16 protein-coding genes are annotated in these 21479 nt (G+C 68.5%); 6 read left to right on the top strand and 10 right to left on the bottom strand.

Annotation, left to right across the window (positions count from 1 at the left end; genetic code table 11):
• Positions 1-7: 7 nt before the first annotated feature.
• From VLK61_RS09300 to VLK61_RS09310, 3 genes are all read right to left on the bottom strand, one after another.
• Positions 8-1024, bottom strand: coding sequence for a branched-chain amino acid ABC transporter permease (locus VLK61_RS09300; protein WP_325420435.1), 1017 nt, complete (start codon positions 1022-1024; stop codon positions 8-10).
• A gap of 185 nt (positions 1025-1209) precedes the next feature.
• Entirely contained in the window at positions 1210-2448 is a 1239-nt protein-coding gene (locus tag VLK61_RS09305) for a branched-chain amino acid ABC transporter substrate-binding protein (RefSeq protein ID WP_325420437.1), read from the bottom strand.
• A gap of 140 nt (positions 2449-2588) precedes the next feature.
• The gene (locus tag VLK61_RS09310) at positions 2589-4241 is read right to left on the bottom strand and encodes a 3-(methylthio)propionyl-CoA ligase (protein ID WP_325420439.1); all 1653 of its coding nucleotides are present in this window, start codon (positions 4239-4241) and stop codon (positions 2589-2591) included.
• Positions 4242-4452: 211 nt separating this feature from the next.
• On the opposite strand from VLK61_RS09310, the gene msrB reads away from it, so the two are divergent.
• From msrB to VLK61_RS09330, 4 genes are all read left to right on the top strand, one after another.
• Positions 4453-4899: a peptide-methionine (R)-S-oxide reductase MsrB gene (msrB, locus tag VLK61_RS09315; protein WP_325420441.1), complete on the top strand. Its 447-nt coding sequence runs from the start codon at positions 4453-4455 to the stop codon at positions 4897-4899.
• Positions 4900-4932: 33 nt separating this feature from the next.
• Positions 4933-5580, top strand: coding sequence for a septation protein A (locus tag VLK61_RS09320; protein ID WP_325420443.1), 648 nt, complete (start codon positions 4933-4935; stop codon positions 5578-5580).
• The gene (locus tag VLK61_RS09325) at positions 5577-5855 is read left to right on the top strand and encodes a BolA family protein (protein ID WP_414636793.1); all 279 of its coding nucleotides are present in this window, start codon (positions 5577-5579) and stop codon (positions 5853-5855) included. Before VLK61_RS09320 ends, VLK61_RS09325 begins: the two co-directional genes overlap by 4 nt.
• A gap of 92 nt (positions 5856-5947) precedes the next feature.
• Positions 5948-6760 carry a peptidylprolyl isomerase gene (locus VLK61_RS09330; RefSeq protein WP_325420445.1) on the top strand — a complete coding sequence of 271 codons (813 nt, stop codon included), beginning with the start codon at positions 5948-5950 and terminating at the stop codon, positions 6758-6760.
• Positions 6761-6823: 63 nt separating this feature from the next.
• Here VLK61_RS09330 and VLK61_RS09335 read toward each other — a convergent pair whose 3' ends face one another.
• A complete protein-coding gene (locus tag VLK61_RS09335; protein WP_325420447.1) occupies positions 6824-7495 on the bottom strand; it encodes an ABC transporter ATP-binding protein in 672 nt (223 codons plus the stop codon).
• Between the two features lie 34 nt (positions 7496-7529).
• Here VLK61_RS09335 and VLK61_RS09340 point away from each other — a divergent pair, with 34 nt between their 5' ends.
• Positions 7530-8162, top strand: coding sequence for an arylesterase (locus VLK61_RS09340; protein ID WP_325420449.1), 633 nt, complete (start codon positions 7530-7532; stop codon positions 8160-8162).
• Positions 8163-8180: 18 nt separating this feature from the next.
• On the opposite strand, the gene VLK61_RS09345 is transcribed toward VLK61_RS09340, so the two are convergent.
• The 4 genes from VLK61_RS09345 to ligA form a co-directional block, all read right to left on the bottom strand.
• Complete coding sequence (locus VLK61_RS09345) at positions 8181-10142, bottom strand: DUF6600 domain-containing protein (protein ID WP_325420451.1); 1962 nt, start codon at positions 10140-10142, stop codon at positions 8181-8183.
• A gap of 93 nt (positions 10143-10235) precedes the next feature.
• Complete coding sequence (gene def, locus VLK61_RS09350; RefSeq protein ID WP_325420453.1) at positions 10236-10772, bottom strand: peptide deformylase; 537 nt, start codon at positions 10770-10772, stop codon at positions 10236-10238.
• Positions 10773-10802: 30 nt separating this feature from the next.
• Positions 10803-12065 carry an anion transporter gene (locus VLK61_RS09355; protein WP_325420478.1) on the bottom strand — a complete coding sequence of 421 codons (1263 nt, stop codon included), beginning with the start codon at positions 12063-12065 and terminating at the stop codon, positions 10803-10805.
• A gap of 2 nt (positions 12066-12067) precedes the next feature.
• Positions 12068-14122, bottom strand: coding sequence for an NAD-dependent DNA ligase LigA (gene ligA / locus VLK61_RS09360; RefSeq protein ID WP_325420455.1), 2055 nt, complete (start codon positions 14120-14122; stop codon positions 12068-12070).
• Positions 14123-14172: 50 nt separating this feature from the next.
• On the opposite strand from ligA, the gene VLK61_RS09365 reads away from it, so the two are divergent.
• A complete protein-coding gene (locus VLK61_RS09365) occupies positions 14173-16827 on the top strand; it encodes a M1 family metallopeptidase (protein ID WP_325420457.1) in 2655 nt (884 codons plus the stop codon).
• Between the two features lie 65 nt (positions 16828-16892).
• Here the strand turns inward: VLK61_RS09365 and VLK61_RS09370 are convergent, their stop codons facing one another.
• Together VLK61_RS09370 and smc are read right to left on the bottom strand one after the other, a co-directional pair.
• Positions 16893-17930: a cell division protein ZipA C-terminal FtsZ-binding domain-containing protein gene (locus VLK61_RS09370; protein ID WP_325420459.1), complete on the bottom strand. Its 1038-nt coding sequence runs from the start codon at positions 17928-17930 to the stop codon at positions 16893-16895.
• A 2-nt stretch (positions 17931-17932) separates the two neighbouring features.
• Positions 17933-21451: a chromosome segregation protein SMC gene (gene smc, locus VLK61_RS09375; protein ID WP_325420461.1), complete on the bottom strand. Its 3519-nt coding sequence runs from the start codon at positions 21449-21451 to the stop codon at positions 17933-17935.
• Positions 21452-21479 lie beyond the last annotated feature (28 nt).

Genomic DNA, 21479 nt, shown 5'->3' on the forward strand with positions numbered 1-21479 from the left:
GACGTGCTCAACCTTCGCGCGTGCCCAGCAGGCCCTTGGGCCGCAGGATCAACATCAGCACCAGCAGCAGATAAGGCAGGATCGGAGCGGCCTGCGCCATCGTGATGCGCAGCAGCGGCCAGCCCGGCGAGCTGGGGCCGACCTGGCCGCCCATGCGGTTGATCGCGTCGGCCAGTGAAGCATCCACCGTCAGCGGCAGCGTCTGCAGCAGCCCGATCAGCAGCGACGCGACGAAGGCACCCGCCAGCGAACCCATGCCACCGACCACCACCACGACGAAGATGATCGATCCGACCACCGCCGCCATCGCGGGCTCGGTGACGAAGGTGATGCCGCCGATCACGCCGGCCAGGCCGGCCAGCGCGCTGCCGAAACCGAACACCATCATGAACACGCGGGGCACGTTGTGGCCCAGCGACTCGACCATCTCCGGATGCGTCAGCGCGCCCTGGATCACCAGGCCGATGCGGGTGCGCGTGAGCAGCAGCCACAGCGACAACAGCATCAGCAGGGCCACCAGCATCATGAACGCACGCGTCATCGGGAAGCGCGAGCAGCTGGCCGCCTGGCACACCGCATCGGAGGCCGCGCCCAGCGAGATCGACAAGCCCGTGGTCGCGCTTTGCACCACCGTGAAGGCCGGACCTCTCAGCAAGGCCGGCGGGTCGAAGGCCAGCGAGGTGCGCCCCCAGATCAGCTGCACCACTTCCAGCACCACGAAGGACAGGCCGAAGGTGATCAGCAATTCCGCCACATGGCCGAACTTGTGCACCCGGCGCAAGGCCGTGCGCTCGAAGAACGCGCCCGCGATGCCCACGCCCAGCGGCGCCAGCAACAGCGCCGGCCAGAAGCCCACCAGCCCGGTCAGCGAGTACGCGAAGTACGCGCCGATCATGTAGAAGCTGGCGTGCGCGAAGTTCAGCACGCCCATCATGCTGAGAATCAGCGTCAGCCCCGAGCTGAGCATGAACAGCATCAGCCCATAGCTGACGCCGTTCAGGGTGTTGATCAGTACCTGGTCCATATCGCTTGCTCCACGCTCGCATGCATCGGGAGGTCGTTAGGAGCGTCTTTGCCCCCGAGGGGACAGGTCGCCAACGGCGACCAGGGGAGCGCTGTCTGGGTCGAAGGGCCAGGCCCGATCCGGGTTTCCCGGTCGGGTTTGGTCAGCCCCTCGGGGGCGGCCGCCAGGCGGCCGGGGCCTAAACGTTACGGCCGCTTCATCTGGCATGAAGTCGGGGTGCTGGCCACATAGGCGTCGTAGGCCTTCACCGGCTGGAAGCCGTAGCCGGTGTTCTCGACGCTGTACGGATGCTTGGCATCGGTCTTCTTCCACACCGTCACGAACAGGGCCTGCTGCAACTGGTGGTCGCCCTTGCGCATCTCGACCTCGCCGTTGAAGCTCTTGAACTTCAGGCCTTCCATCGTTGCGGCCACCTTGGCCGGATCGGTGGTCTTGGCCTGCGCCATCGCGGTCGACAGCATCGCGAAGGCGCTGTAGGTGGCGAAGGTGTAATAGTCGTCGTTGAACTTGGCCTTGAACGCATCGCCCAGCTTGCCCACTTCACCAGGCATGTTGGAGTGCGCATAGGCCACCACGTAGACCCGGCCTTCGGCGGCCGCGCCCAGCGCGGTGGGCGTGCCGGTGACGCCGGCGTAGTAGGTCAGGAACTTGACGTTCAGACCCTGGTCATTGGCGGCTTTGATCAACAGCGTCAGGTCCGAACCCCAGTTGCCGGTGAGCACCGTGTCGGCACCGGAGGCCTTGATCTTGGCGATGTACGGCGCAAAGTCGCGCACCTGCGCCAAGGGGTGCAGGTCGTCGCCGACGATCTGGATGTCCGGCCGCTTGCGGGCCAGGATTTCCTTGCCGAAACGCGACACCTGGTGGCCGTGCGCGTAGTTCTGGTTGATCAGATAGATCTTCTTGATGTCGGCCTGGTCCTTGACCCAGCTGGTCAGTGCCTCCATCTTCATCGAGGTGTCGGCGTCCAGGCGATAGTGCCAATAGCTGCACTTGCTGTTGGTCAGGTCGGGGTCGACTGCGGCGTAGTTGAGGTAAACGACTTCCTTGCCCGGATTGCGCTCGTTGTGCTTGGCCAGCGCATCCATGATCGCCAGCGCCGCACCGGAGCCGTTGCCCTGCACGATGTAGCGCACGCCCTGGTCGATCAGCGACTTGACGGCGGTCGTGCTCTCCTGCGGGCTGAGCTTGTTGTCGATCGGCACCATCTCGAACTTCACGCCGGCCGGGTTGCTCTTGTTGAAGTGCTCGGCCACAAACTGGAAGCTCTTGATCTGGTTCTGGCCGACCGGCGCCATCAGGCCCGTGAGCGGATCAACCCAGCCGATCTTGACGGTTTCACCCTTCTGGGCATGGACGGCCGCGGCGCCCAACGCCAGCGCGGCGGTGACCGATAGATTCAGCAGAGTTTTTGCGTTTGCCATGGAAGTCTCCGAACAGGAATGATGCAGTGCACCCAACGACCGCGACGGTACCGGATGCAGCCGCGCTTGCGCTTCAGGGACTACCCCACACGTGCTGTCGCGGCAGCGACAGCAGCGCCGCGGCGCCAGCGCGCACCGGCTCAAGCCGTGGGCAGGCGATGATCCTTGAACTGTTCGCGCAGTTTGAGCTTCTGGATCTTGCCGGTGGCCGTGTGCGGGATCTCGCTGACGAAGACCACATCGTCGGGAATCTGCCATTTGGCAATGCGGCCCTCGAAGAAGGCCAGCAGTTCTTCACGCGAGACTTCGGCGCCCGGCTTCTTCACCACCACCAGCATCGGCCGCTCATCCCACTTGGGATGACGCGCCGAGATCGCGGCGGCCTCGTGCACGGCGGGATGGGCCATTGCGATGTTCTCGAGGTCGATCGAGCTGATCCACTCGCCGCCGGACTTGATCACGTCCTTCGAGCGATCGGTGATCTGCATGAAGCCGTCGGCATCGATGGTCGCCACATCGCCGGTGGGGAACCAGCCGCCCTCGCCGTCCACATCGACCAGCGGCGATTCATTCGCCTTGCCGAAATAGCTGTTGATGACCCAGGGGCCGCACACCACCAGGTTGCCGGCGGCCACGCCGTCCCAGGGCAAGGCCTTGCCGTCGTCATCGATGATGGCCATGTCGATGCCGTAGATCACGCGGCCTTGCTTTTCCAGCAGGCGCTGCTGCGCATCGTGCGGCAAGTCCCTGTGCTTGGCCTTCAGCTTGGACAGCGTACCGAGCGGCGACAACTCGGTCATGCCCCAGGCGTGGATCACCTCGACGCCGAAGTCTTCCTGCAGCGTCTTCATCATTGCCGGCGGGCAGGCCGAGCCGCCGATCACCGTGCGCTTGAACGTGCTGAACTTCAGCTTGTTGCTCTGCACATAGGTCAGCAGGCCCAGCCACACCGTCGGCACGCCAGCGCTGAAGCAGACCTTTTCGGTCTCGAACAACTCGTAGAGCGATTTGCCGTCGAGGTGGGGCCCGGGCATCACCAGCTTGCAGCCGACCAGCGCGCAGGCATAGGGCAGGCCCCAGGCGTTGACATGGAACATCGGCACCACGGGCAGCACCACGTCGGCAGCCGAAACATCCATCGCATCGGGCAGCGCCGCGGCGTAGGCATGCAGCACGCTGGAGCGGTGGCTGTACACGGCGCCCTTGGGGTGGCCGGTGGTGCCCGAGGTGTAGCAGATGCTCGATGCGGTGTTCTCGTCGAAGCTGGGCCAGCTGTAGCGGCCGTCCTCGGCCTCCACCAGTTCTTCGTAGCACAGCAGGCCGGGGATCTTGCTGTCGGCCGGCATGTGGGCACGGTCTGTCATCAGCACGAAGTGCTTCACCGTGCTCAGCTGCGGCGCCAGCTTCTCGATCAGCGGCAGGAAGTTCAACTCGAAGCACAACACCTTGTCGGCCGCGTCGTTGGCAATCCAGACGATCTGCTCGGGGAACAGCCGCGGGTTGATGGTGTGGCACACCAGTTCCGAGCCCGAGGCGCCGTAGTAGATCTCGAGGTGGCGGTAGCCGTTCCAGGCCAGCGTGGCCACCCGGTCGCCGGCTTCGCAGCCCAGCCGCGCCAGCGCCTGCGCCAGCTGGCGAGAGCGTTGCGCCACCTCGGCCCAGGTCGTGCGGTGCAGGTCACCCTCCACGCGCTTCGAAACGATCTCGGTGTCCGCGGCATGGCGCTCGGCATGCTGGATCAACGACGAGATCAGCAGCGGCATTTGCATCATCTGGCCCATCAAGGCTGGCATGTTTGTCTCCGGTGACGTGAGTGAAATTTTGGGGTTGCTCTTCGGCGGCCGCGCATGGTGTCACGACCAGGCTTTGCCCCTTGTCGCCCCGACGACATCTGGCACTGCCTACACTCCCGCGCATGAACGCCGTGCTCGACGATCATTCTGCGCCCGTGCCGGCTGCGCAGCCGCCCGACGGAGCCCACCACCTCGAGGAGTCCTGTTCATCATGAAGTTCTTCAACAAGCCCGCTGACCCCGTGCCCGCGCACGACGACCCGCGCTATCCGGTGCGCAAGTCCGACGAAGAATGGCGCGCCCAGTTGGACACGATGCAGTACCAGGTGGCCCGCCACGCCGCCACCGAACGCGCCTTCACCGGCCAGTACTGGGACCATTGGGCCGACGGCGCCTACCGCTGCATTGGCTGCGGCCAGGTGCTGTTCGAATCCGAGGCCAAGTTCGATGCCGGCTGCGGCTGGCCAAGCTGGTGGAAGGAGATCGAGCCCGGGCGCATCGAGCGTCTGGTCGACAGCACGCTGGGCATGACCCGCGTGGAAGTGCGCTGCGCCAACTGCGGCACGCACCTGGGCCATGTCTTCGAGGACGGGCCCGAGCCGAGTGGTGAACGCTTCTGCATCAACTCGGCAGCGATCGACTTCATCCCGAAAACCTGACCCACATCTCGAAGCGCATACACTGCGCCCCGCATGAAAATACTGCTGGATTTCCTGCCCATCATCCTGTTCTTCGCGACCTTCAAGTACGCCGAAGGCAACAAGCAATGGGCGGCTGACTTCGCGACCCAGCACCTGGGCTTCCTGGTTGCCGGCGGCAAGGTCGGACCCGACGAAGGCCCGGTGATGCTGGCCACCATCGTGGTGATCATCGCCACGCTGACCCAGGTGGCCTTCCTGAAACTGCGCGGCAAGAAGATCGACTTCATGCTGTGGGTCAGCCTGGTGCTGGTGGTGGTGCTGGGCGGCCTGACGGTCTGGTTCCACAACGAGACCTTCATCAAGTGGAAGCCCAGCGTGCTGTACTGGGCCATGGGCACCTCGTTCTGGCTCAGCCAGGCGCTGTTCGGACGCAACCTGCTGCGCCTGCTGCTGGGCGAGCAGATGCAGCTGCCCGACATGGTCTGGCGGCGCCTGAACTTCGCCTGGATCGGCTTCTTCGGCCTGATGGGCCTGCTGAACCTGTGGGTGGCCTACAGCTTCGCGACCGACGTGTGGGTCAACTTCAAGCTCTTCGGCGGCATCGGGTTGATGCTGGCCTTCACGGTGGCGCAAGGGCTGTACCTCAGCAAGTACCTCGAAGACGAACCCGCCCCTGCCCCGCCCGAGGAAACGCGTTGAACACGCCGCACATCTCCGCCGGCCAGGTGGAGCAGGCGCTGCGCGAGGCGATCCAGCCGCTGAGCAGCCTGCAGGTCATCGACGACAGCCACCTGCACGCCGGCCATGCCGGCGCGCGCGAAGGATCGCACTTGCGGGTGCTGATCGTCAGCCCGCGCATGGCCGGTCTGAGCCGGATAGCGCGCCATCGCCTCGTGTATGATGCCCTGCGCAAAATCATCCCCCAGGGGATCCACGCGCTGGCCATCGAGGCCCGTTCTCCAGACGAAGCCTGATTTGCCCTCTTACTGTCGCTCGTCGCCGGATTGAACCTCTTCACGCAGCCCGGCTCCGAGGCTGTTCCACCCCCCGAAAGACGCTCATCGCCATGATCCGCAAGACCTTTGCCGCGCGCGCGGCTGTCGCGGCCGCTGCCGCTGCCCTGCTGTTGCCGCTGGCCGTGCAGGCCCAGAACATCGCCATCGTCAATGGCAAAGCGGTGCCCAAGGCGCGCCTGACGCTGCTGGTCGACCAAGCCAAGCGCGCCGGCCAGCAAGTGACGCCCGAGCTGGAAGCGCAGGCCAAGGACCAGGTGGTGCTGCGCGAGATCTTTGCGCAGGAAGCCGAAAAGCGTGGCATCGCGGCGAGCGCCGACTACAAGGCGCAGATGGAACTGGCGCGCCAGAGCATCATGATTCGCGAGCTGTTCGAGGACTTCAAGAAGAAGAACCCGGTCAGCGACGCCGAAGCGCGCGCCGAGTACGACAAGTTCAAGGCCCAGGCCACTGGCACCGAATACCGTGCCCGCCACATCCTGGTGGAAGGTGAAGAAGACGCCAAGGCGCTGATCGCACAGATCAAGGCCGGCGCCAAGTTCGAAGACCTGGCCAAGGCCAAATCCAAGGACCCGGGTTCCGGTGAAAACGGCGGCGACCTCGATTTCGCCAAGCCCGAAAACTACGTGCCCGAATTCAGCAAGGCCATGACCGCGCTGAAGAAGGGCGAGATGACCGAGACACCGGTGAAGAGCCAATTCGGCTACCACATCATCCGCCTGGACGACACGCGCGACGCGCAGTTCCCGGACTTCGAAGGCGTGAAGGGCCAGATCCAGCAACGCCTGGCGCAGAACAAGCTGCAGAAGTTCCAGGACGATCTGCGCAAAGGCGCCAAGACCGACTACAAATTTGCTGCCCAGTGATCCGGCTGGCTTGAATCGAAAGAGGCGCTGCGGCGCCTCTTTTGCTTGGTGCGCCGCACCAGGTCAGTTGACCAGTCGGCCGGCTTCGATGTGCAACTGGCGGTCGCAACGGGCGGCGATGCTGCGGTCATGCGTCACCAGTACCAGCGTCGTGCCGGACTCGCGGTTCATCTCGAACATCAGCGCCATCACGCGTTCGCCGGTGGCGAAGTCGAGGCTGCCGGTGGGTTCGTCGGCCAGCAGCACGGCGGGCTCGACGACGAAGGCCCTGGCCAGCGCCACGCGCTGCTGTTCACCGCCCGACAGTGTGCGCGGGTAGTGGTTCAGGCGTTCGCCCAGGCCGACGCGACGCAGCATCTCGGCGGCCTTCGTTCGCGCGTCGTTGCGGCCGAGTAATTCAAGCGGCAGCATCACGTTCTCCAGCGCACTCAGGTGGCCCAGCAGCTGGAAGCTCTGGAAGACAAAACCGAGCTGGCGTGCACGCAGCGCCGCGCGCGCGTCTTCATCCAGCGAGAACAGGTCGGAGCCCGCAAGCCGCACGGTGCCCTGGGTCGGCAGGTCCAGCCCGGCGATGATGGCCAGCAGCGTGCTCTTGCCCGAACCCGAGGCGCCGACGATGGCGGTGGATTCTTTGGGCCGCAACGCAAAATCGATGTCGTGGAGAATCGTCAGCGTGCCGGTGGAATCGGTCACCTGCCGGGTGACATGCTCGACGGCGATGATGGGATCGGTCATGAACGATGTGAGGTCGCGACGCTTGTCGCGCCGAATGGGACTGCTGCACTGTAGCCTGAGCGTGCTGACCTTGGCTGCCGGACCGGCCTGGGGCGCCGCGCCGTCGGCGCCGGTGGTGCTGGTGGTGGGCGACAGCATCTCGGCCGAATACGGCCTGGCGCGCGGCACCGGCTGGGTCGCCTTGCTCGAGAAGAAGCTGGCCAGCGAGAAGATCAGCGCCCGCGTGGTCAACGCCAGCATCAGCGGCGATACCACCTCGGGCGGCCGCTCCCGCCTGCCGGCCTTGTTGAAACAGCACCAACCCACGCACGTGGTGCTGGAACTCGGCGGCAACGACGCCTTGCGCGGGCTGCCGCTGCAGATGAGCCGCGACAACCTGGCAACCATGGCGCGTGCGGCCAAGGCCACCGGCGCCAAGGTGCTGGTGGTCGGCATGCAGGTGCCGCCGAACTACGGGCTGCGCTACACGCAGGACTTCGCCGCGCTGTTCGCCAGCGTGGCCAAGGCCGAAGGCGCCGCGCTGGTGCCCTCCCTGCTGGCCGGCGTGGCCGATTCGCCGCAGGCCGAGCGGCTGTTCCAGCCCGACCGCATCCACCCGACCGCCGAAGCCCACCCGACGCTGCTGGCCAACGTCTGGCCGGTGTTCAAGCCCTGGCTGCTGCGCTGAACCAGCGCGCTGCGGCGCTTACTGGCGCTGTCCCGGGCGTTGCTCGCTGCCGCGTGACCGGTTGTCGTTGTCGCGCTCGTTGTCGGGTCTGGCACGTACCGCCGCCGGCGGCGCCGCGCGGGTTGGCGGCGGCACCGCGGCAGGCGCAGGCGCTGGTGCTGGCGCCGGGGGTGCACGCAGCGCGGGCGGCGGTGCGGCGGGCGCCGGCGGTGCGACGGTCACCGGCCGATGCGGCGCGGCGGGCGCCATCGGGGCAGCCTCGCGGGTGGGCGGGGCCTCGCGGGTAGGCGGCGCCTGGCGGACCTGTTCATGCCGGGTGCCCGAACCGATTCGCGGCGAGGCTGAATCCGGTCGTGCGCTGCCATCGGCCCGCGCCGGCATGTCCGGCCGCGTTGGAACCGCGGTCGGCGGCGCCTGGGGCACGACGAATCCCGGAGGGGTCTGGGGCACAGCGGCAGGCGGGGCGTGCGGCACCGCCGTCGGCGGCGCCACGGGCACGGCTGTCGGCGCTGTCGTGGGCAGCCCCCGGGGCGGTGCCATTGGCACCGGCGTCGGCACCGAGGTCGCCGGAACCCCGGCCAGACCTGGGCCACGCCGAGGCGACGGTGGTGCCGGCGACACCACGGTCGGCGGCGCCGCCGGAGCCGCCACTGCCGGCACCGGTTGCCGCGACTCGATCGTCACCGGCAGCGGCGCGACCGGACGGCGGTGCAGGAAGGTTTCGGACGACACCGCCGTGACGGCCCCGGGCACGACCTGATTGGCATAGCGGATCGGGCCGCTCGGTTCGCTGCGGTCGGCCACGCGCGGCGGCAGCACCGGCTGGCGCTGGCGATCACCGTCGCGGCCCTCCCGCTCGTCACGCCGCTCGCCCCGGTCACCCCGATCGGCGCGCTCATGCCAGCCCGGATGCGGCCGGTACGGATCCCGCGGCCCGAGCGGCACCCAGGCCACCGGCGGGCCTGTCACACGCCCGCCGACGCGGCCGCCCACCACCACCTGCGTGCCGCCCAACCAGCCGACCAATGCCGGCGCGTAGTGCGGCCGATGCACCCGCTGCCCCGGCGACCAGCACCAGCGCTGCCCCCACCAGACCCAGCGGCCGTAGTGGAAGGGCGCAAAGCCCCAGCGTGCGTTGTCCACCCAGGTCCAGCCCCAGGGCGCTATCCAGGCCCAGTGCCCGCTGCGGTAAGGCGCCCAGCCCACGGCCACCGTGCTCGGGATCCACACACCGCCATATTCCGGGTGGGTCTGCCAGTTGCCGTAGCGATCCAGGTCTTCCCAGCCGGTCATCTCCGGCGAGACATAGCGCGCCGTCGCGCTGCGCTCGGCGCTGGTGTCATCGTAGGCGACCCAGTCGGCGAAGCCGTCGCGCTCGATCTCGCTCCAGTTGTAGTGCGTCACCTGGGCCGGGCCCTTCAGCCACAGCTCGGCCCGCCGGCCGGCGCCGATCAGCAAGCTGCTGTCGCGGCCTTCAAAGCTCAGTTCGCCGCGCCAGCTGCTGGCTTCGCTGGCGTCGTCGCGGCGGTCGATGCGGTAGTGGCCGACCTGGCGCGGGCGGAAGCGCCCTTCCACCGTCACCACTTCTACTTGCGAGAGCAGTTCCTGCGACACCACCTTCAGCGCCAGGCTGCCGGCATTGAGCTGCAGCACGATGGCCTCGTCGTCGAGCCGCCGCAGCTCGAGGTCGGCGTTGCCGTCCAGGCGCACGGTCGTCGAACCGACGCGCAGCTCGACGCGGGCCCCGGCCTCGGTGACCAGGTGGTCGCCGCTGGTCAGCGGCCGATTCGGCACCGCGCTGACCCATTCGTTCTCGGCGCGGTCCAGCAGGCGCACGCTGCCCTGCACTTCCACCAGCCGGCCGACGCGGCCGGGCCAATCACCCGGCACCGCCTCCTGCGCGCGGAGCGCCGCGGGCAACTGCAGCAGCAGGCAGGACAAGACCAGACCTGCCGCGCGATGAATCCAGGGGCTGATCATGAGGGGGCCTCCGGCCGGCTGGCCTGCTGTGTGCATATCCCTGCACAACGCACCAGCCGCTCCGAGCGCTGACGCCGCTGCGGCGGCACGGCGTCATTCGTCGGCGTTCGGGTCCAGTTCGGGAAACAGCACGCTGGTAAACCCGAGTTGGCGCAGGTCGGTCATGCGCGTGGGGTAGAGCCGGCCGATCAGGTGGTCGCATTCATGCTGCACGACGCGGGCATGGAAACCCTCGGCCTCCCGCTCGATGCGCCGGCCCTTCTCGTCGAAACCCGTGTAGCGGATGCGGGCATGGCGCGGCACCACGCCGCGCAGGCCGGGCACCGACAGGCAGCCTTCCCAGCCCTCTTCCATTGCCTCGTCCAGCGGCGTGATCTGCGGGTTGAGCAGCACCGTCATCGGCACCGGCGGTGCATCGGGATAGCGCTGGTTGCGCTCGAAGCCGAAGATCACCAGCTGCAGGTCGACGCCGATCTGCGGTGCGGCCAGCCCGGCACCCTTCGCCGCGGCCATGGTCTCGACCATGTCGGCCACCAGCGCATGCAAGGCGGGCGTGTCGAATTCACCCACCGGCTGCGCCACACGCAGCAGGCGCTCATCGCCCATTTTCAGAATCTCGCGAACCGCCATGCCCGAACACTCCTTTGCGTGAACCGCAATTCAAGCACGCCAGGCCAGCCAGCCGGCGCTCAAGGCCAATGTCAGCAGCGTCACCGGCACGCCGGTGCGCGCATGGCGGCGCCAGTCGATGGCGATGCCGGCCCGCCGCGCCGCATCGACGACAATGATGTTGGCCAGCGAGCCGACGATCAGCAGGTTGCCGGCCAGCGTGCTGACCAGCGCCAGCGTCGGCCCGGCATGCGTGCCCTGCGCCACCGGCAGCAGCAGCATCACCGCCGGCACGTTGGAGACCAGGTTCGACAGCAGCAGCGTGGCGCCGAACAGCGGCACCGGCTCGCCCAGGTGCAGGCCCTGCGCCGCCAGCGCCTGCACCGCCTGTGCGGTGAGCCCGGTGAGTTCCAGCGCGTGGTTGACGATGAACAGGCCGATGAACAGGATCAGCAGCTCCCAGTCGACCTGGCCCATCACTTTGGACGAATGGAAACGCTGGCTCAGCAGCAGCACGCCGGCGCCGACCAGCGCCGCCACGTCGCGCGGCCAGTCAGTAAACAGGAACACCGCCACCAGCGCCAGCGCGACGACCAGGCCCTTGGCCGTCTGCCAGCGGTCGTACTCGGGCGCCTCGGCCTGCAGCAAGGCCAGCTGACGCTCATTTGGCGCGCTATCAAGGATCTCCGGCCGGCCCCGCTGGGCCCAGGCCAGCCAGGCCCACAGCACGCCCAGGCTCAGCACCACCGGCGGCAGCACCTGCAGCAGGTAGCCCGCAAACGGCAGGTGCAGCACCTCGCCGATCAGCATGTTCTGCGGGTTGCCGATCAGCGTGGCGGCCGAGCCGATGTTGGCCGCGCAGGCCAGCGCCAGCAGGTAGGGAACCGGGTCGAGCCGCCGGCGCAGGCAGGCCTCGGCCAGCACCGGCGCGACGGCCAGGCAGACGATGTCGTTCGAGAACACCGCCGACAACACGGCCGAGACAGCGATCACCGCGCCCAGCAGACCCGCCGGCTGCAGCGGCAACGCGGCCATGCGCCGCGTCACCGCGGCGTAGAAGCCGCCCAGCCGCATCTGCGCCGAGATGACCATGAACGAGAACAGCAGCAGGATCGTCGGCAGGTGGATCGCCCGGGCGGCCTGCTCCGGCGTCATCACGCCGCCGCCGACGATGGCGATCGCACCGAGCAAGGCCACGCCGGTGCGGTCCAGGTGCAGGCGCGGCAGGCCGCCGAGGATCATGCCGAGGTAGACGATGGCGAACACCGCCAGCACCAGCCAGGTGCCGGCGCCGTGCGGCAGCGTTTCGGCCATCGTCAAGCGGCGGCCGCCAGCAGCGCGCGCAACCCCGCTTCGTCGAGCACGGTAACGCCCAGCTCACGCGCCTTGTCCAGCTTGCTGCCGGCCTCTTCGCCGGCGATCACATAGTGCGTCTTCTTCGACACCGAGCCCGACACCTTGCCGCCGGCGGCTTCGATCAGCGCCTTCGCTTCGTCGCGGCCCAGGGTCGGCAGCGTGCCGGTCAGCACCAGCGTCTGGCCGGCCAGCGGCTTCGGGCCGGTGTCGGCCGCGCGGCCGTCGTGCTCGGCCCAGTGGATGCCGGCGGCACGCAGCTGTTCCACCACTTCGCGGTTGTGCGGCTGCGCGAAGAAGGTGTGGATGCTCTGCGCCACCACCGGGCCGACATCGTTGACCTCCAGCAGCTGGTCGACGCCGGCCTCCATCAGCCGGTCGATGGCGCCGAAGTGCTTGGCCAGGTCCTTCGCGGTGGTCTCGCCGACCTGGCGGATGCCCAGCGCGTACAGGAAGCGGCCCAGCGTCGTCTGCTTGCTCTTGGCCAGCCCGTCCAGCAGGTTCTGCGCGCTCTTTTCGCCCATGCGCTCCAGTGCGCTGAGCTTGGCCAGGCCCAGCGTGTACAGCTCGGGCAGCGTGCGGATCAGGCCGCCGTCGACCAGTTGGTCGACCAGCTTGTCGCCCAGGCCCTCGATGTCCATCGCACGGCGGCCCGCGAAGTGCAGGATCGCCTGCTTGCGCTGCGCGGCGCAGAACAGCCCGCCGCTGCAGCGGTGGTCCATGCCGCCGCGTTCACGCACGACCGCGCTGCTGCACACCGGGCAGGTCTTGGGCATGCGGAAGTTCAGCACGTAGGCAGCGCGCTCGCCGGGCATGCGTCCCACCACCTCGGGAATCACATCGCCGGCGCGGCGCACGATCACCGTGTCGCCCACCCGCACGCGCTTGCGGCGCAGCTCGAACAGGTTGTGCAAGGTGGCATTGCTCACCGTCGTGCCGCCGACGAACACCGGCTCCAGCTTGGCCACCGGCGTCAGCTTGCCGGTGCGGCCGACCTGGATCTCGATCGCGCGCAGCAGCGTCATCTGCTCCTGCGCCGGGTACTTGTGCGCCACCGCCCAGCGTGGCTCCCGCGAGACGAAGCCCAGGCGCTGCTGCAGGTCCAACCGGTTGAGCTTGTAGACCACGCCGTCGATGTCGAAGGGCAAGGCATCGCGCTTGGCGCCCATTTCGCGGTGAAAGGCCACCAGGCCGGCCGCGCCCTGCACCATCGCGCGGTCGCTGCTGACCGGCAGGCCCATCACGGCCAGCGCGTCGAGCATCGCGCTGTGCGTGGGCGGCAGCTTCCAGCCCTTGACCTCGCCCAGGCCGTAGGCGAAGAAGCTCAGCGGCCGCTGCGCCGCCATCGCCGGATCCAGCTGGCGCACCGCGCCGGCCGCGGCATTGCGCGGGTTCACGAAGGTCTTGTCGCCCTGCGTGCGCTGGCGTTCGTTCAAGGCTTCGAAGTCGTCGCGGCGCATGAACAGCTCGCCGCGCACCTCGATCACCGGCGCGTCATTGCCCTTCAGGCGCGGCGGAATCTGGCCGCCGGCGGAACGGCCGCGGATGGCGCGGATGTTCTGCGTCACGTCTTCGCCGGTTTCACCGTCGCCGCGCGTGGCGGCCTGCACCAGCAGGCCTTTTTCGTAGCGCAGGTTGATGGCCAGGCCGTCGAACTTCAGCTCGGCGGCGTAGTCCACCGGCGCCGCCGCATCGGTCAGTTCCAGCTCGCGGCGCACGCGGGCGTCGAAGGCCTCGGCGCCGCTGGCCTCGGTGTCGGTTTCGGTGCGGATGCTCAGCATCGGCACCGCATGGCGCACCGGCATCAGGCCATCGAGCACCGCGCCGATCACGCGTTGCGTGGGTGAGTCGGCCGTCAACAGCTCGGGATGCGAAGCCTCGATGGCCTGCAGTTCCTGGAACAGCCGGTCGTATTCGGCGTCAGGAATCTCCGGTGCATCGTGCACGTAATAACGCTGCGCGTGGTACTGCAGCAGTTCGCGCAATTCGGCGGCGCGGCGGGCTGTCTTGTCGCTCATGGCTGCAGTGTAGAGTCCTCGCTCGCCCACCGACGCCCGACGCACCGACGATGCCTTTCCTGACTGCCCGGCAACCGACTGCCCGGCGCGCGATCGCCCGGCTCGCCCTCTTCGCCGCGCTGCTGCTGTGCAGCGCGCTCGCCACCGCCGCCACGACTGCGATGCGCCTGCCCGACAGCGTGCGCCCGCTGGCCTACCGCCTGACGATCAGCCTCGACCCGGCCCAGCCCACGCACAGCGGCGAGGTCGAGATCGAGATCGAGCTGAAGCAGGCCACGCGCAGCCTGCAGCTGCATGCCAAGGACCTGCAGATCCGCAACGCCTGGCTGGAGATCGGCGCCAGGCGCCATGCCGCCAAGTCCAGGACGCTGGATCCGGAGCGCATCGAACTGCGCTTCGCGCAGGCCATTCCGGCCGGGCGGGCCAAGCTGGTGCTGGCCTTCAGCGGCAAGCAGCAGGACACCGACGAACTGGGCCTGTTCCACCGCCGCGAGGCCGGCGACTGGTACGCCTACACGCAGTTCGAATCCACCGGCGCGCGGCTGGCCTTTCCGCTGTTCGACGAACCCGGCTGGAAAGTGCCTTGGACGCTGACGCTGACCGTGCCGCAGGCCCTGATGGCGGTGGCCAACACCGCGCCGCGGCGGGAGGAAGCCGCGGCCACGCCGGGCTGGAAGCGCATCGAGTTCGATCCGACGCCGCCGCTGCCAAGCTACCTGCTGGCCTTCGCGGTCGGCCCTTTCGATGTGCTGGACGCGCCGCCGGCCGGTGCACTGCCGATCCGCTTCATCACGCCGCGCGGCCGCGCCGCCGACGCGGCCTTCGCGGCCGGGATCACCGCCCGCATCGTCGAGCGGCTGGAGGCCTACTTCGACCTGCCGCATCCCTTCGCCAAGCTCGACAGCCTGGCGCTCAGCGTGCCCAGCGGCTTCGGTGCGATGGAGCATGCCGGCCTGATCACCTACGGCGCGCCGCTGATGCTGGCCACGCCAGCCGACACCACCGGCCAGTTCCAGCGCAACTACGTCAGCCTGGCGGCGCACGAACTGGCGCACCAGTGGTTCGGCAACCTGGTCACGATGGCCTGGTGGGACGACCTGTGGCTCAACGAATCCTTCGCCTCCTGGCTGGGCGACCGGATCACCGCCGAACTGATGCCGCAGTGGCACTGGCACACCAGCGTGCAGCAGGCGCGGGCCCGCGCGATGCGCACCGACCGGCTGGCCTCCTCGCGCCGCGTGCAGCAGCCGGTGCTGAGCGACGACGACATGGGCAGCCTGTGGGACAGCATCACCTACGAAAAAGGCCAGGTGGTGCTGTCGATGTTCGAGCAGTGGCTGGGGCCGGAGCGCTTTCGCGACGGTGTGCGCCGCTACATCCACAAGCATGCCTGGGGCCATGCCACCGGCGACGATTTCCTCGCCGCGCTCGGCAGCCAGGACCCGGCCCTGCCGGCCGCGCTGCGCAGCTTCACCGCGCAGCCGGGTCTGCCGCGAGTGGCGGTGACGCTGCAATGCGACGAGGGCCCGCCGCGGCTGCAGCTGCGCCAATCCCGCCTGCTGCCCTTGCCCGGCAACGACACCAGCGCGCCGCCGCTGTGGCAGATCCCGATGCTGATCCGCACACCCGCCGGCAGCACGCGGCTGCTGTTCGACAGCCGCGAGGCGGCGCTGGCGCTGCCGGACACGGCCTGCCCGGCCTGGGTGCAGGCCAACGCCGGCGGCGTGGGCTACTACCGCGTGGCCTATGCACCGGCGCTGTGGCGGCAGCTGATGACACAGCCCGATCTGCCGGTGAGCGAAATCCTGGCCGGCCTGGACGACGCGCAAGGCCTGAGCGAAGCCGGCGACCTACCGGTGGCCGACATGCTGGCCATGGCCGAGCACTTTGCAAGCCATGCCGACCGCGCCGTCATCGAACAATCGGCGGAACTGCTACTACATGCGCGCCGGATGGTGAATGCGGCTGAACTGCCGGCCTATGCCGCCCGCTGGCAACGCGCCTTCGGCGAGCGCGCCCGCCAATTGGGCTGGACGGCGGCGCCGGACGAGAACGACGAGGCCCGCCTGTTGCGCGCCTTGCTGGTCGAGGCCGTCGCCGACGACGGCGGCGATGCCACGCTGCGCAGCCAGGCCCGGGCCCAGGTGGACGCCTGGCTGGCCCAGACCGGCGCACTCGATGCATCGTCGCGTGCCGCCGTGCTGGCGAGCGCCGCGCTCGACGGCGACGAGGCGCTGTTCAACGCCTTGCTGGCCGCCGCCCGCAGCGCGCCGGACCGCGCACTGCGTCGCGACCTGTACGCCGCGCTGGGCCATTTCCGTGCGCCCCGTCTGGCGCAACGTGCGCGCGACTTGCTGCTCGACAGCAGCGTCGACTTCCGCGAAGCCAGCCGGGCGGTGATGTCGGCGCACAACCAGGCGCCGGCATTGCGCGAAGGCCTGATGCAGTTTCTGCAGACCCGCCATGCCGAACTCGCCAAGCGCATGGGCCGCGATGATCCTGCCTGGCTGCCCGTTCACCTGAACCAGGCCTGCAGCGACGACGACGCGCAGCGCATCGCCCGCATCTTCACGCCGCATGCCGCACGCTACCAGGGTGGCCGGCTGGCGCTGGCGCAGACGCTGGAGCAGGTGCGGGTGTGCGCGGCCTGGCGCACGCGGGAGACCACACGCGTCGCCGGCCCTGGGCTGCTGCGCGCGCCCTGAGCGCCACGCGGCAGCCCAGGGTCGGCGGACGCGCCGTGGAGGCTCAGCGAGGGTTCAGTCGCGGTTCAGTTGAAAACGCGCCGCGCCGCTGCGGAGCCTGCCGCCAGGTCGCGTGACTCCAGCGCGCGGTACAGCGTCTGCAGGTCGGTGCCGATCGCCGCGAAGGCATGCAGCGTGATCAGGCGGCCCTGGTCGTCGACCATCGTCGCGTCCATGTCGGCGGCCAGGTTGCGCGCGGTGTCGTGCCAGGTCGGGAAGGGTTCGGCGGCTTCCGGCGTCTGCGGCACATCGAGCGACAAGCTGACTTGCCGCACCGCGGCGATGTGCGGGTCTTCGGCCAGCGCGGCCTGCGCGTCGAAGGACAGCACCAGTACCGGCGGCGCGCCCTCGTCGGCCGAGGGCAGCACCAGCCGCCCCGGCAGCACGCCCGGCACGAAGCCGCGCCGGCTGGCGCACTGCTGCAGGTAGCCCACCGACCAGGCCGCGCCGTTGGCCCGCAAGGTCACTGCCAGCTGCGCGTCGTGCTCGCTGGCGAAGGCATCGATCTCGCGCGCGCGCGCCACGACGTCGAGCATGTCCGGCACCTCGACCATGCCGCCGACGCCTTCGGAAAAGTCCTGCAGCTTCTGCACGAATTCGGAGAATTCGATCTGATTCAGTGCGCCGCTGCGATTGGCCATCTGCACGCCGGCCTGGAACTCGCCATAGCGCTGGCCGCTGGCCGGCAATTCCCACTCACCGCTCTCGGCATTCAGGCCTTCGATCAGGAAGGGCTTGGTGCCGGCACGGCGCGACGGCGGCAGGTGCGTCAGCGCCAGTTCACCGCTGACCGGCGCTTCCAGCGTGATCGGCGCGATCGCATCGATCAGCGGGTCCAGCCGGGCGCTGGGTTTGCGCGGCAACACCGTGCGCAACTCGGTCAGCGCCGAGGCTTCCGTTGCCGCCGTGGGCGGCTGGTCCCCCAGCACCGGCTCGACGCGGCCCTTGTCGGCCAGGCCTTCCGGCTGCCGTGGACTGGCCTTGCGCGCACTCCACGCGCCATGGGCAATGACGGCTGCCAGGATCAGCCCTCCCAGTACGGCGAGCGCAGCCATCAAGCTCATGGTCACGCGGCTTCGGCCAGACTGACCGCGGCTTCCATGTCCACCGCGACGATGCGCGAGACGCCCTGCTCCTGCATCGTCACGCCGATCAGCTGTTCGGCCATCTCCATCGCGATCTTGTTGTGGCTGATGAACAGGAACTGCGTGCCCTTGTGCGACATCTCGGCCACCAGCTTGGAATAGCGCTCGGTGTTGGCATCGTCCAGCGGCGCGTCCACCTCATCCAGCAGGCAGAACGGTGCCGGGTTCAGCAGGAAGATCGCGAACACCAGCGCAATGGCAGTCAGTGCCTTCTCACCGCCGGACAGCAGGTGGATCGTCGAATTCTTCTTGCCCGGCGGCTGCGCCATCACCTGCACGCCGGCGTCCAGGATCTCGTCGCCGGTCATCACCAGCTTGGCATTGCCGCCGCCGAACAGGCTGGGGAACATGCGGCCGAACTGTTCATTGACGAGGTTGAAGGTCTTGGCCAGCAGGTCGCGGGTTTCCAGGTCGATCTTGTGGATCGCGTCCTCCAGCGTGGCGATGGCTTCGTTCAGGTCGGCGTTCTGCGCATCGAGGAAGGTCTTGCGTTCGCGTGCCGCCGTCAATTCATCCAACGCCGCCAGGTTCACGGCGCCGAGCGCGGCGATGTCGCGGCTGATGCGGTCGATCTCGCCCTGCAGGCCCCACAGCTTGACGTTGTTGGCGGCGACGTCTGCCGCCAGTGCTTCCAGGTCGACGGCTGCGGCGGTGAGCTGCTCCATGTACTGGGCGCCACCGAGCTGCGCGGCCTGCGCTTCCAACTGCAGCTTGGTGATCTTCTCGCGCAGCGGGTCCAGGCTGCGCTCGAAGCTCAGGCGCTGCTCGTCCGCCTGGCGCAGCTTGGCCGACAGGTCGTCGTAGGTGCTGCGCTGCGCGGCCAGCGCTTGTTCACGCTCCAGCTTCAAGGCCAGCGCGGTCTGCAGGCCGGCTTGTGCAGCCGCATCGTTGAGCGAGCCCAGTTCCAGTTCCAGCTGTTCGCCGGTCGACGCGTTGCTGGCCGACTGCTGCATCGCCGTTTCGATGGCCCGCTGCAGTTCGCCGCGGCGTGAGGCCAGCGCGCGCGCCTGGAACTGCGACTCCTGCGCCTGGCGCTCCAGCGTGCGCAGCTGTTCGCGTGCATCCGTCAGCCGACGCTCGGCGTTGATCACCGCTTCGTCCAGCTCGGCGTGACGCTCCTGCGTGTTCGCCAGCTGCATGTCCAGCTCTTCGAAGCGCGCTTCGCCGGTGGCGCGGCGTTCGTCCAGGCCTTCGAGTTGGGCATCGACCTCGAAGAGTTCCTCGTCGAGCTGGCCACGCCGCTGGCTGGTGGCCTCGGCCTGCTGGCTCAGGCGCAGCAACTCGACATGCAGCTGGTGCGCGCGCGTCTGGGTCTCGCCGGCTTCGCGGCGGGCGGTGACCAGCCGCTGCGTGGCATCGGTGTAGGCCGCTTCCAGACGCACCAGCGCGCTCTTGGCTTCTTCGGCGATCAGCGATTGCGCCCGCAGCTGGCGTTCGAGGTTCTCGATCTCTTGCGCGCGGGCCAGCATGCCGGCCTGCTCGGAATCGGGGGCATAGAAGGCCACAGAGAACTGGCTGACCGCATGACCCTCGCGGGTCATGATGATCTCGCCGTGCGTCAGCTTGTTGCGGTTGGCCAGTGCGTCATCGATGCTGGTCGCCGTGTAGACACCTTCCAGCCAGTCGTTCAACAAGGCCTTCAGGCCCGCATCGCCAAGCCGCAGCAGCTCGGACAGGCGCGACAGCGTTTCGTGCGTGTTGCTGATCGCCGCTTGCGGTGGCGTGTAGAAGGCCAGGCGCGACGGCGGCGGGTCGGCGGCGAAGGCGCGTACGGTCTCGATGCGGCCGACCTCCAGCGCGTTGAGCCGTTCACGCAGTGCCGATTCCAGTGCCGTTTCCCAGCCGGTCTCGATGTGCACTTTCGTCCACAGGCCTTGCAGGCTTTCCAGCCCATGCTGGGCCAGCCAGGGCCGCAGCTTGCCCTGGGTCTGCACCTTTTCCTGCAGCGCGCGCAGCGCGGACAAGCGCGCCGAGGTGTCGGCCTGCTTGCCCGATTCGGCGTTCACCGCATCCTGCTGGGCCCGGCGCTGCTCGTCGAGCGCCGGGGCCTGTTCCTGCAGTTCGTGCAGGCGCGCTTCGGCGAGATCCTTGGCCTCGTCGGCCGTGGCGGTCTGCGTGCGCAATTCGGCCAGGCGCGCCATGTCCGGCGTGGCCAGGCTGCGGGCCTCGGTGCTCAGGCGCTCGCGGCGGCTGCGCAGCTGGCGCGATTGTTCGTCGATGTTGCGGCTGTCGGCGGCCAGCACCTGGATCTGCTGCTGCACCTCGGCCACCTTGCCGCGCTGCTCGTTCGCCCGGCCCTGCGCGCTGCGCACGGCTTCTTCGGTGTCGGGCAGGCGCATCGACTCTTCTTCGGCCTGCGCGGCCAGCAGCTCGGCCTGTTCCTCGGCGGCGGCGATCTGCTCGGCGATGGTCTCGAGTTCGCCTTCGGCCTGGGCGCGGCGGTCTTCCCACTGCGCTGTCTGCGTCTGCAGATCGGCCAGGCGCTGCTGCACGCGTTGCCGGCCTTCGACAACGTAACGGATGCGCTCTTCGAGCCGGCTCACCTCCAGCGAGGCTTCGGCCAGCGAGCCCTGCGCGGTGTGCAAGTGGTCGCTGGCGGCGTAGTGCGCCTGGCGCACGGTTTCCAGCTCGGCCTCGACATGGCGCAACTCGGCCAGGCGGGCCTCCAGGGCATTGGTGGCTTCCAGCACCGCCAGCTTGACGCGCTCTTCTTCGGTGGCGGCGTCGCGGTGCTTCAGGAACCACAGGTGGTGCAGCTTGCGCGTGCCCTCGTCCTGCAGCCCGCGGTACTGGCTGGCCACGGCGGCCTGCTGCTCCAGCTTGTCGAGGTTGGCATTCAGCTCGCGCAGGATGTCGTCGACACGGGTCAGGTTTTCGCGCGTGTCCTTCAGCCGGTTCTCGGTCTCGCGGCGGCGTTCCTTGTACTTCGAGACGCCGGCCGCCTCTTCCAGGAACATGCGCAGCTCTTCGGGGCGCGACTCGATGATGCGACTGATCGTGCCCTGGCCGATGATGGCGTAGGCGCGCGGGCCCAGGCCGGTGCCGAGGAACACGTCCTGCACGTCGCGGCGGCGCACCGGCTGGTTGTTGATGAAGTAGCTGGAGGTGCCGTCGCGCGTCAGCGTGCGCTTCACGGCGATCTCGGCGTACTTGTTCCACTGGCCGCCGGCGCGCGCGTCTTCATTGCTGAACACCAGCTCGACGCTGGCGCGGCTGGCCGGCTTGCGATTGCCGGAGCCATTGAAGATGACGTCCTGCATGCTCTCGCCGCGCAGCTCGCTGGCCTTGCTTTCGCCCAGCACCCAGCGCACCGCATCCATGATGTTGGACTTGCCGCAGCCGTTCGGCCCGACCACGCCGACACGCTGGCCCGGCAGCTGGAACACGGTCGGTTCGGCGAAGGACTTGAAGCCGGCGAGCTTGATCTGGTTCAGGCGCATGCGCGTTGGGGCTATTCCGGCCTCGGAT

The sequence above is a fragment of the Aquabacterium sp. genome (assembly GCF_035476535.1).
Taxonomy (GTDB): domain Bacteria; phylum Pseudomonadota; class Gammaproteobacteria; order Burkholderiales; family Burkholderiaceae_C; genus Pseudaquabacterium.

Coding starts and splice junctions, on each gene's coding strand:
- VLK61_RS09300 (WP_325420435.1), bottom strand. CDS start 1,024: ATGGACCAGGTACTGATCAACACCCTGAACGGCGTCAGCTATGGGCTG.
- VLK61_RS09305 (WP_325420437.1), bottom strand. CDS start 2,448: ATGGCAAACGCAAAAACTCTGCTGAATCTATCGGTCACCGCCGCGCTG.
- VLK61_RS09310 (WP_325420439.1), bottom strand. CDS start 4,241: ATGCCAGCCTTGATGGGCCAGATGATGCAAATGCCGCTGCTGATCTCG.
- msrB (WP_325420441.1), top strand. CDS start 4,453: ATGAAGTTCTTCAACAAGCCCGCTGACCCCGTGCCCGCGCACGACGAC.
- VLK61_RS09320 (WP_325420443.1), top strand. CDS start 4,933: ATGAAAATACTGCTGGATTTCCTGCCCATCATCCTGTTCTTCGCGACC.
- VLK61_RS09330 (WP_325420445.1), top strand. CDS start 5,948: ATGATCCGCAAGACCTTTGCCGCGCGCGCGGCTGTCGCGGCCGCTGCC.
- VLK61_RS09335 (WP_325420447.1), bottom strand. CDS start 7,495: ATGACCGATCCCATCATCGCCGTCGAGCATGTCACCCGGCAGGTGACC.
- VLK61_RS09340 (WP_325420449.1), top strand. CDS start 7,530: ATGGGACTGCTGCACTGTAGCCTGAGCGTGCTGACCTTGGCTGCCGGA.
- VLK61_RS09345 (WP_325420451.1), bottom strand. CDS start 10,142: ATGATCAGCCCCTGGATTCATCGCGCGGCAGGTCTGGTCTTGTCCTGC.
- def (WP_325420453.1), bottom strand. CDS start 10,772: ATGGCGGTTCGCGAGATTCTGAAAATGGGCGATGAGCGCCTGCTGCGT.
- VLK61_RS09355 (WP_325420478.1), bottom strand. CDS start 12,065: ATGGCCGAAACGCTGCCGCACGGCGCCGGCACCTGGCTGGTGCTGGCG.
- ligA (WP_325420455.1), bottom strand. CDS start 14,122: ATGAGCGACAAGACAGCCCGCCGCGCCGCCGAATTGCGCGAACTGCTG.
- VLK61_RS09365 (WP_325420457.1), top strand. CDS start 14,173: ATGCCTTTCCTGACTGCCCGGCAACCGACTGCCCGGCGCGCGATCGCC.
- VLK61_RS09370 (WP_325420459.1), bottom strand. CDS start 17,930: ATGAGCTTGATGGCTGCGCTCGCCGTACTGGGAGGGCTGATCCTGGCA.
- smc (WP_325420461.1), bottom strand. CDS start 21,451: ATGCGCCTGAACCAGATCAAGCTCGCCGGCTTCAAGTCCTTCGCCGAA.